The sequence below is a fragment of the Paraclostridium benzoelyticum genome (assembly GCF_001006285.1).
GTDB lineage: Bacteria > Bacillota > Clostridia > Peptostreptococcales > Peptostreptococcaceae > Paraclostridium > Paraclostridium benzoelyticum.
This window is the reverse complement of sequence record NZ_LBBT01000342.1, coordinates 1-10,689: the sequence shown is the minus strand read 5'-3', so window position 1 is coordinate 10,689 and position 10,689 is coordinate 1. Positions and strand designations below refer to the sequence as shown.

General features: G+C 26.0%; 11 protein-coding genes. All 11 read left to right on the top strand.

The window, feature by feature from the left end; translation table 11 throughout:
- Window positions 1-353 precede the first annotated feature (353 nt).
- The 11 genes from VN21_RS16410 to VN21_RS16360 all read left to right on the top strand — a co-directional run bounded on the left by VN21_RS16410 (window position 354) and on the right by VN21_RS16360 (window position 10,585).
- Complete coding sequence (locus tag VN21_RS16410; RefSeq protein WP_226896729.1) at window positions 354-1,586, top strand: GspE/PulE family protein; 1,233 nt, start codon at window positions 354-356, stop codon at window positions 1,584-1,586.
- On the top strand, window positions 1,573-2,757 hold the full coding sequence (locus VN21_RS16405; RefSeq protein WP_052952126.1) for a type II secretion system F family protein: 1,185 nt from the start codon (window positions 1,573-1,575) through the stop codon (window positions 2,755-2,757). The genes VN21_RS16410 and VN21_RS16405 overlap by 14 nt, the downstream gene beginning before the upstream one ends.
- 23 nt (window positions 2,758-2,780) lie before the next feature.
- Window positions 2,781-3,155 carry a type II secretion system protein gene (locus VN21_RS16400; RefSeq protein WP_046824210.1) on the top strand — a complete coding sequence of 125 codons (375 nt, stop codon included), beginning with the start codon at window positions 2,781-2,783 and terminating at the stop codon, window positions 3,153-3,155.
- Between the two features lie 12 nt (window positions 3,156-3,167).
- On the top strand, window positions 3,168-3,977 hold the full coding sequence (locus VN21_RS16395) for a type IV pilus biogenesis protein PilM (protein ID WP_046824209.1): 810 nt from the start codon (window positions 3,168-3,170) through the stop codon (window positions 3,975-3,977).
- A 2-nt stretch (window positions 3,978-3,979) separates the two neighbouring features.
- On the top strand, window positions 3,980-4,435 hold the full coding sequence (locus tag VN21_RS16390; protein WP_046824208.1) for a hypothetical protein: 456 nt from the start codon (window positions 3,980-3,982) through the stop codon (window positions 4,433-4,435).
- Between the two features lie 2 nt (window positions 4,436-4,437).
- Window positions 4,438-4,860, top strand: coding sequence for a hypothetical protein (locus tag VN21_RS16385; protein ID WP_046824207.1), 423 nt, complete (start codon window positions 4,438-4,440; stop codon window positions 4,858-4,860).
- A 73-nt stretch (window positions 4,861-4,933) separates the two neighbouring features.
- The gene (locus VN21_RS16380) at window positions 4,934-5,608 is read left to right on the top strand and encodes a hypothetical protein (RefSeq protein WP_046824206.1); all 675 of its coding nucleotides are present in this window, start codon (window positions 4,934-4,936) and stop codon (window positions 5,606-5,608) included.
- 75 nt (window positions 5,609-5,683) lie between these two features.
- Window positions 5,684-6,721 (top strand): SEC-C domain-containing protein, encoded by a 1,038-nt coding sequence (locus VN21_RS16375; RefSeq protein WP_021430280.1) that lies wholly within the window; start codon window positions 5,684-5,686, stop codon window positions 6,719-6,721.
- Window positions 6,722-6,760: 39 nt separating this feature from the next.
- A complete protein-coding gene (locus VN21_RS16370; protein WP_046824205.1) occupies window positions 6,761-7,138 on the top strand; it encodes a hypothetical protein in 378 nt (125 codons plus the stop codon).
- An 84-nt stretch (window positions 7,139-7,222) separates the two neighbouring features.
- The gene (locus VN21_RS16365; RefSeq protein ID WP_046824204.1) at window positions 7,223-8,827 is read left to right on the top strand and encodes an NAD(P)/FAD-dependent oxidoreductase; all 1,605 of its coding nucleotides are present in this window, start codon (window positions 7,223-7,225) and stop codon (window positions 8,825-8,827) included.
- A gap of 135 nt (window positions 8,828-8,962) precedes the next feature.
- Window positions 8,963-10,585, top strand: coding sequence for a Na/Pi cotransporter family protein (locus VN21_RS16360; RefSeq protein WP_046824203.1), 1,623 nt, complete (start codon window positions 8,963-8,965; stop codon window positions 10,583-10,585).
- Window positions 10,586-10,689: the final 104 nt, after the last annotated feature.

Sequence of the window (10,689 nt, the reverse complement as noted above, 5' to 3'; positions counted from 1 at the left end):
TAATTATTTATATAATTTTATTCATATAAATAGAAGTATTTAAATGTATGAATAAATACTATATGTTAATAATTGTAGGTAAAGTTAGTATATAGACTATTGAAATATGCAATAGTCTATATACTAACTTTAAAATAATATAAACAAGTGAAAGGAGAATGAGATAAATTTTAGTATTAGATAAAAAAGCTCCATCTACAATAAGAAAAAATTTAGCTATAAAGTATAATGCGATACCAATTGAAATAAGAGAAAATGATTTAGTAGTAGCTATAAACAAAGAAAATATTTATGCATTACAAGATTTTAGATTAGCAACTAGAAGAAATATAGTCTTTAAATTAGAAGATGAATTGAAAATAAAAGAAGCTATAAAAATATATTATTCAGATTGTGATATAAATAATGATGACTACTACCAAAGTGTATTAAATGAGATGTTATGTAAAGCATTAAATTTTAACTCAAGTGACATACATATAGAACCATTTGAGGATAATCTAAAAATTAGAATGAGAGTAGATGGGAACTTAAAAGAGATTTATAACTACTCCAAAGATATGCATATGCAATTAGTTACAGTTATAAAATTACTTGCAGGATTAGATATAGCTGAAAAGAGATTGCCTCAAGATGGAAGAATAGATAAAAAAATTAATGGAAATATATTAGACCTTAGATTATCTACTATACCTACTGTTCATGGGGAAAAAGTGGTGATTCGAATATTAAATAGAAATAAATTTCTAAAGAATAAATCAGAAATTGGATTTTCAAATATTGCTGTAAATAAGATTAGAAATATAGTTAATAAGATGAGTGGTATATTGCTTATAACAGGGCCTACTGGAAGTGGCAAAACAACAACTTTATATTCAATATTAAATGATTTTAAATTTATGGATAAAAATATAGTAACAATAGAAGATCCAGTTGAATACAAGATAGAAGGTATAAATCAGACTCAGGTAAATACAAAAATAGGATTAACTTTTTCAAAAGGATTAAGGTCGATATTAAGACAAGATCCAGATGTAATAATGGTAGGAGAGATAAGAGATAAAGAAACTGCTCAAATAGCCATTAGAGCTGCTTCTACAGGCCACTTAGTAATAAGTACCATGCATACTAATAATGCTATTGAGTCAATAAATAGATTGCTTGATATGGGTATACCGAGGTATTTAATTGCATCAACATTAAACGGGATAATATCTCAAAAATTAATCAGGCGTGTATGTAAAAATTGCAGTTATGAAGAAACTATAGAAACAAATATATCTAAATATCTAAAAGTACATAATGATCTAAAAGTTAAAAAGGCTAAGGGCTGTAGGGATTGCAATAATACTGGATATAAAGGAAGAGTAGCACTGTATGAAATAGTAGAAGTGGATAAAGATATTAGAAATGCTATAATGAGTCAAGAGAACATAGAAGATATTTATAATACTGCTAGATTAAATAATATGATTACATTTTTAGATAGTTGCTCATATTTAATTAATGAAAACATAACAACAATAGAAGAAATTATAAGTGCTAGAGCTATATTAAATAGAGGTGAAGCAAATGTCTCTATATGAGTGTATAGTATATGATAAGAATGGAAACAGATCAAGGAAAAAATTAAGTTTTGATTCAGAAAAAGAATTAAAAGTATATGCAATAGAAAAAAATTTAAAAATAGCAAATATAAAATTGATAAAAAATAAAAATAACAAAAATTTAAGAGACAAAGACCTATCTGTTTTATGTAATCAATTAGGGATGTTGATTTCATCTGGATGTGAAATTACGCACTCTCTAAATACAATTCAATTAAATTGCAGTAAAAAATTAAAACCAATTCTAAAAAGTATAAATTATAATCTTCAAAAAGGAAATCCTATATCATTATCATTTAAAAATTCAGCTAAGTTTTCCAAGTTTTTCATAAATATGGTTAAAGCAGGTGAAGTAAGTGGTAAATTAGATGAAATCTTAATGAATTTATCTGATTATTATAAAAAAGAATATGAATTTAAAAGAAAACTAATCTTGGCTATGGTATATCCTATAGCATTAATTCTTACATGTATATGTGTAATTTTATTTACATTAATATATACTGTCCCCAAATTTCAACAATCATTTATTGGAAGTGAAAGTAACTTGCCTCTAACTACTAAGATTTTAATAAATTTTTCTATGAACTTAAGAAATCATTATAAAATAATTTTTTTAATAGTAGGTGCTATTATAGGGCTTCTAATTTACATGTTTAAAAAAGAATATAAAGTTAGGATGTATTTTGATAAGAAATTATTTGAATTTAAATTAACTAGAAATATTATTCAAACTATAGAAGTGAATAAATTTATAAGGTGTATATACATATTGATAAGTAGTGGAGTGCAAATTATAAAGGCCCTAGATATATCTTGTGATGTAATAAGTAACAAATATATGGCACAGAAATTAAATATATCAAAAAGCTTAATTCAAAAAGGTAACAGCATAGCATTCTCATTAGATAAGTCACAAGTATTTCCTAAAATAGTGATATCTATGATAGAAGTAGGTGAAGAAACAGGTAAAATGGAACATTGCTTACGAAATATAAATACAAATTATGAAAATAATTTAGATAATTTGACTAGTAAAATAATTAAACTAATAGAGCCTATTATTGTTTTAGTTTTAGGATTAGTTATAGGAACTTTACTAGTTTTTATAATGACGCCTGTATTTGATGCAGTAACTTCATTTGAATAAAAACAAATAAAAGGAGAAGTAAAATGAAAATAGATAAGAAGATAATTATGAAAAAAAGAAGAGGGTTTACATTAATAGAACTTGTGATTGTAGTTGCAATACTTGGAGTACTATCAAGCATTGCATTAGTCAAGTTTGGAGATGTTGAAAAAAATAGTAAGATAAATGCAGATTACGTTACGGCTAATAATATAGCTACAGCTGCAAAGATAGCAATAAATAGTGATGTATCTGAAGATGAAATTAGTATAGATTATTTAGTTAAAAACAATTATTTAGAAGGAAAGCCTAAAGTTCAAAGTCAAAAAGATAAAAACTTTGAAGTATATACAGAAAATGAAGATATAAAGGTGAAAGTAGACGGACAAACTTTTTATCCTAAAAACGAACAAGAATAAATTATAGAGGTGATGAAAATAAAAACATTAACTTTAGAGATAAAAGAAAATATAATAAAAATGCTTGTTATAGAGAAGTATTTTGGATATGTTAAATTTAGAAATATGAAAACTTTTGAGTTTAACCAAATAGACCAAAATGGATTAATTTTAGATATTAATAAGTTAAGTAAACTAATAAAAAATGAATTAAATAATTTTAAAATACCATGTAGAAGAATATCTTTTGCAGTTCAAAATGAAAGTATAATAAATAGGAATGTTAAAGTGATAAACACTGGGTACAAGGGTGATATAAAGGGACTTATAGCATATGAGTTAAGTGAATATCTGCCTATAAATATTAAAGATTATATATTAAAATACAATATATTAAAACAAGAAGAAGACTATATAGATGCACAGGCTATACTTATGCCAATAGATCTTATGAAAAGTTATAGAGAGCTAGCTAAATCATTAAAATTTAAACCTATAAGCTTAAGTGTTAATTTTGATATATTAAATAAACTTATATATAACGAAGATATTGAAATAGAAGGAGAAAATGATTTGATTTTAGATATAGGAAGACAATACACCAATGTAAATTTAATAAAAAATAAACTTATTATAAACTCATACACATTAAATAATATGGATGTATATGAATTTTTAAATAATGAAATTGAAAATAATTGTGGGGAAATATATTACTATGGGTTTCAAAACTGTGAACTTATAAAAAATTTAAAGACAAAGTTTAAGCTGAATAAACTTTTTTTAAAAGATGCAAAACAAGCTGAATTGAATAATTTTATTAATAATATAGGATTGATATAGTTATGAAGAATGAAAAAAATTTAAACTTTTTTTACGAAGACGAAAAATTTTATAATAAGGAAATAGATAAAGAAAAATTAATACTAATTAGCATTATAGTATTTACAATTACAATTAATTTAAATAAGTTTTATAAAATTAAAAAGTTAGAAGAAAACGTTACAGAAAGAAAATCTATTTTAAATTGTATTGAACAAAATAAAGAAACTTCAAATATAAAACAAACTACATCAAAACTATCTAGTATACTGAATTTAATGGATGATAGTGAATTAAAAAGTGTAGAAATGAAAAATAAAAAATTAAGATTTAAAGGCGAAACCAATGATTTTGAAAAAATAAAAAATTACTTAGATATAGTTGATGAAATAGAAAACACAAAGGAAGCTAATATAGATTTTATAAATAACAATGAAAATATATATGAATTTGAAATAAGTAGTTTTTTTAGGAGTTAAAAATGAAGACAAAGAAAAATAAAATAAACATAAATATTTTTTTAGTATTATTTTTAGTTTTAAATTTTAGTTTTATATATTTGAAGCTGGATAAAAAAGAAAAGTTGTTAGATAATCAAATTAAAGTTATAAAAAAGCTACAAGATGAAAAAGAACAAAGGTTAAAAGATGTATATAGAGAAGATATAGTTATAAGTATTCAAAAACAATTTAAAGACATTGCAACTATAAAATATATCAAGACAGATTTAAATAGTGATAATGAAATAGAGCTTGAAGGAGAAATAAATGGAGATAGGAAATTAATATATCAGAGTATTGAAAATATAAATAATTCAAAGAAAAAAATAACCATAGATAGTATAAATATAACAAAAATAGATGAAAATATTATAGATTGCAAATTTAAAGTAAAAGTGATATGAAAGGTTTTCCTATGTTTTATGTAGAATAACTTAATATATAAGAATATTCTACGAATTCTTAAGGAGGACTCCAATGGATAATAATATACTTTTTTTAAACGATTATATAAATGATATCGAATATGATTTTCTTAAAAATGGAGACACAAAGTATACTTACATATGTAAAAAGTTTTATGGTGTAGATATAGAAAAGATAAGCATATATATTTGGACATTAAATATAATGGATGAATTTAGTCAAATAATTAATGAAAAGTGTAAAGACATAGATAACATAGAGAAAATATCTAAAGATGTTTATGATTTAATAAAGACCGATAGGAAAAAAGTTATATTGTATTCATATTTAAAAGGGCATTTGTTGGGATACAACAATTACATGTTGATAAAAGAATTTAAAAATATAAATAAGGGTATTAATGAAGCAGATTTTGCTGAACTCTTATCAAAATCTGAAGATGATGAATACCTTGAAATAAAAAAATTTCAGCACGATATAAAGTTAAAAGATATATATATTAATGATGAAAATAAATTAGTTGAAAATATAAAAAAATTTTACATAAATAGTATGGAGGAAAGAATAAGGGAGTTAAATTTAAAAGAAAATGTAGAAAAGATAATTAACTCAGTAAATGAAATTATGATAGATGATGCGAAAAATAAATATAATGAGGCAATTTTAGATGGAATCATACAGAAAATCAATAAAAAATCGCCTAAAATCAATAAAATACCTTTATAGTGTAGAATCATTGAGGGAAAGATGATATAATTATAAATTGTATTTAAATTTAGAAATGAAGGAGTGAAAGTAACAGTGTTAGGGAGAAACGAGTTATGCCCATGCGGAAGCGGGAAAAAATATAAAAAATGCTGTTTAAATAAAGATGTTGTGTCGGAGAGAGCTAGTAGAAAAATTGTACTTTCACAAAAACAATATTCACAACTGTACTCAAAACTATATGAATATTCAAGACAGCCAAAGTTTAAAGAAGAGTATAAAAAAGCACAAGAAATGTTTTATATATTAGATGATGAAAATGTAAATGGTAAGTTTGAAAGCTTCTTTAATACATACTTTATACAAGACCATATAATGGAAAATAAAAAAGTTATAACTGTAGACTTTTTTGAAGAAAATAAAAATAGTTTAACTAAGCCAGAAGTAGATATACTAAAAAGCTTGTTTGAATCTTATGTAAGTGTGTATGTTATAAAAGAAAAGTTAGAAGATAGAATCTTATTAAAAGATGCTATAACAGGAGACGAAATATACACTGAAGATATAAATCTATTAAATGGATTTAATCAAGGTGACTGTATAATAGCTAGAATAGTTGAAGTAGGAGAATCTCATCTGTTATTAGACGTTACAGTAAGTATATCAGATGCTGTTAAAGATGTAATAGTAAATGATATAAATCATTTCTTTAGCCAATATGAAGATTTATATAAAGATATAAAAACTTTCTTAATATATCATACTCATATACTTTACAAGTACATTCAACAATTACTAGATCCTAACATAGCTGAATATCTTAAAGATCAAAAAGACGTTAAAGCTAAAAAACAAGAAGAAGTTAAAGAAATGATTGATGAAAATGAATGTTCAGTTTCAGCTTTACTTAAAGCTCAAGTTGAAAGTGATATACTAGAAAACTGTTTAGAGTTTTGGAACGAATATAAAGCTAAAAATAGCGAAATAAAAGGTTCTGAAAATGGATGGGCAGCAGCAGTAGAATATCACATTAAGAAAGAAAATGGACAAACAGTAACTCAATCACAAATCTCTAAAAAATATGACATAAGTCCAAGTACTTTAGGTAAGAGACATAAAGACTTAAAAATGTAGTAAAAACTTAATTTAAAATATACAGAAAGAGGTATATAGATGAGTCTTAATTTAGGAAAAGCAATTGCTGTATCAACAAGTTATATAAAATCTAATCCAGCGGTACCGGTATATAAGGGAAATGAAACTCCTGAGAATTTATATGCAGTAATATACCATATAGAAATAGGGTACAACGAAAGCAGTTTAGAAAAGGCGATGCAATACATAATTATAGATTATAAAGAATTTGAATTATGTGATAGCGATAAAAATGAATTAGTAAGTATAGCAAAACAATACTGTGAACAAAACGGTATAAACGATGATGAGCAAACTCAAATAGCATTACTAGATAATGAAGAGGCAGAGAATTTCTTAGAAAAAGTATTTAACAACATGAAAGTTATAAGAGGGTTAATAACTCAAAGAGATTAAGTAACAATATAATTAGAATTTACCATAAAAGCTAGGCCCTACGAAGCCTAGCTTTTATTTTTACTAAAGAAAGGTAGGTAGGACATGTTAAGAGTTTCTAATATTAAATTAGATATAAATGAAAGCTTAGATAATATAAAACCTATGTTATTAAAAAAATTAAAAATTAGTGAAAAAGAATTACTTAATTATAATATATATAAAGAATCTATAGATGCTAGAAGAAAAGGCAAAATAGATTTTGTTTACACTGTTGATGTAGAACTTAAGCATGAAAATAACATATTGAAAAAATCGAAGATTAAAGATGTTGTAGAGGTTAAAGAAAAATCATATGCAAATGTGAAAAGTGGTACTGAAAAGTTAAAAAATAGACCTGTAGTAATAGGCAGTGGACCAGCTGGATTATTTGCAGCACTAGTTTTAGCTCAAAGAGGATATAATCCAATACTACTTGAAAGAGGACTAGATGTAGATACAAGAACAGAAGATATTAAAAAGTTTTGGGAAGATGGAAAGTTTAATTCAAAATCTAATGTTCAATTTGGTGAAGGTGGAGCAGGAACATTTTCAGATGGGAAATTAACTACTAGAATAAAGGATATAAGATGTAGAAAGGTCCTAGAAGAACTTGTTAACTTTGGAGCTCCAGAAGAGATATTGTATTCATATAAGCCACATGTTGGAACGGATATATTAAAAGAAGTAGTTAAAAATATAAGAGAAGAAATTATACGACTAGGCGGAGAAGTTAAATTTGATTCTAAAGTTACAAAGATAGATATAGAAAATAACGAAATAAAATCTGTAATTATAAATGATAAAGAAACTTTAGAAACAGAGGCTGTAATACTTGCAATAGGTCATAGTGCTAGAGATACGTATAAGATGTTATATGAACAAGGTGTAAAAATAACTCAAAAACCTTTTGCTGTAGGAGCAAGAATAGAGCATCCTCAAACATTAATAAATAAATCTCAATATAAAGAGTTTCATGATCATCCTAGATTAGGTGCAGCGGATTACAGATTAGTTGAGCATACATCAAATGGAAGAAGTATATATACTTTCTGTATGTGCCCAGGAGGGACTGTAATAGCCTCAGCATCTGAAGAAGGACAAGTTGTTACTAATGGGATGAGTGAACATGCTAGAGATCAAGAGAACGCAAATAGTGCAGTTTTAGTAAATGTTACTACAGAGGACTTTGAAAGTGATCATCCGTTAGCGGGAGTTTACTTCCAAGAAAAATATGAAAGATTAGCATTTGAACTAGGTGGTAAAAACTATAAAGCTCCAATTCAATTGGTAGGAGATTTTTTAAATGATAGAGTAAGTACTGAATTAGGATCTGTAAGACCGTCATATAAACCAGGATATGAATTTATAGATTTAAGAGGCTGTTTACCGGAATTTGTATGTGACACAATGAAAGAAGGATTACTTTTACTAGATAAAAAGTTAAATGGATTTGCTATGAACGATGCAGTTCTAACAGGGGTAGAAACTAGATCTTCTGCACCTATAAGAATAGTTAGGGACGAGCAAACATTGGAATCTGTAAATGTTAAAGATCTATACCCTAGTGGAGAAGGAGCTGGATATGCAGGTGGAATAGTAACCGCAGCTGTAGATGGAATAAAGTGTGCTGAAAAAATTATTTCTAAATATTCTGAAATGAAAATTTAACGGTAATTTAATAAATATTTAATATATTTTTAATATTTAACATAGATTTAACAAAACTAAACAAGGTGTTTGATAAAATGTATAAGGCGCTATATTTGTAGACTAATAGTATAATATTTCGAGGAGGAACTGAAATTGGATATAGTAATTAGCCTTATGGGAGGGTTAGGTTTATTCTTATATGGAATGAATTTAATGGCAGAAGGTCTTGAAAAATCAGCAGGATCTAAACTTAAAAGAATAGTTGAACTTCTTACTAGTAATTTATTTATGGGAGTTCTTGTAGGTGCATTTGTTACTGCAGTTATACAAAGTAGTAGTGCAACAACTGTTATGGTAGTTGGATTTGTAAATGCAGGTATAATGAGCTTAACACAAGCAATAGGTGTTATAATGGGAGCTAACATAGGAACTACTGTAACTGCTCAGCTTGTATCGTTTGACTTAAATGGAATGGCACCTATAGCATTAGGGATCGGTATTATTTTATATTTATTTGCATCTAAGCCAAAAGTTAAAAACATAGCAGAAATATTAATTGGATTTGGTATATTATTTACTGGTATGGACTTTATGAAGAATGCAGTTGAACCATTGGCTGAATACAAAGGATTTACAGACTTATTAATAGGGTTTGGAGATCATCCGATACTAGGTTTATTATTAGGATTTGGTATAACAGCGATAGTTCAAAGTTCAAGTGCTTCTATGGGAATGCTTATAGCATTAGCATCACAAGGATTAATACCTTTAAATGCAGCATTACCTATATTATACGGACAAAATATAGGGACATGCGTTACATCATTAATATCAAGTGTTGGAGCTTCTAGAAATGCTAAAAGAGCAGCGGTTATGCACTTAATATTCAATGTTTTAGGTACGGGAGTATTCTTAATAGTACTAAACAAACCAGTAGTAAGCTTTGTAACTAATATGAATCCTGGTGATGTAGCTAGACAAATAGCTAATACTCATACATTATTCAATATAATATCAGTTATTATATTACTTCCATTTACGAAGTTTATCATAAATCTTGCTATAAAACTTGTTCCAGATAAAGATGGAGAAGAAGATGAAAGCAAAGCTATAAAGTATCTAGATGATAGAATAGTTGAGACACCGTCAATAGCTGTAGCAAGTGTAGTTAAAGAAACTTTAAGAATGGGTAAAAAAGCTAAAGAAAGTGTAAATTATGCACTAGATGGATTTTTAGAACAATCTCAAGAGAATATAGATAAATCATTTAAAAATGAAAAAATAGTAAATGAATTACAAAAGGGAATTCTAAACTATTTACTTAAATTATCAAAAGCTCATTTAGATGAAGATGCTAGAGATATAGTAGATTCTTTATTTAATACAGTAAATGATATAGAAAGAATAGGGGACCATGCTGAAAATATAGCTGAGTTAGCTCAAGATATAATTGATTCAGATTTAAAATTATCTAAGCAAGGAACTGAAGAAGTAAGAGAATTATACAATAAAGTTATAACAACTTATGATTATGCATTACAAGCTATGAAAACTTATGATGTAGACTTAGCTTGTAAAGTTATAAAGATGGAAGAACAAGTTGATATAATGGAAAAATCATGTAGAGCAAATCATATACATAGATTAAATAATAGTTTATGTAGTATAGACAGCGGAATTATATTCTTAGATTTAATATCTAACCTTGAAAGAATATCAGACCATGCGGTTAATATAGCTCAACAAGTTATAGCAAATAAATTAGAAAAACAATAATATAATTATCGACAAACTCCTGTATAAAAAATATACAGGAGTTTTGTATATATAAATGAATAATTGAAAATATTATAATTAAATTATAAATAAATATTATAATT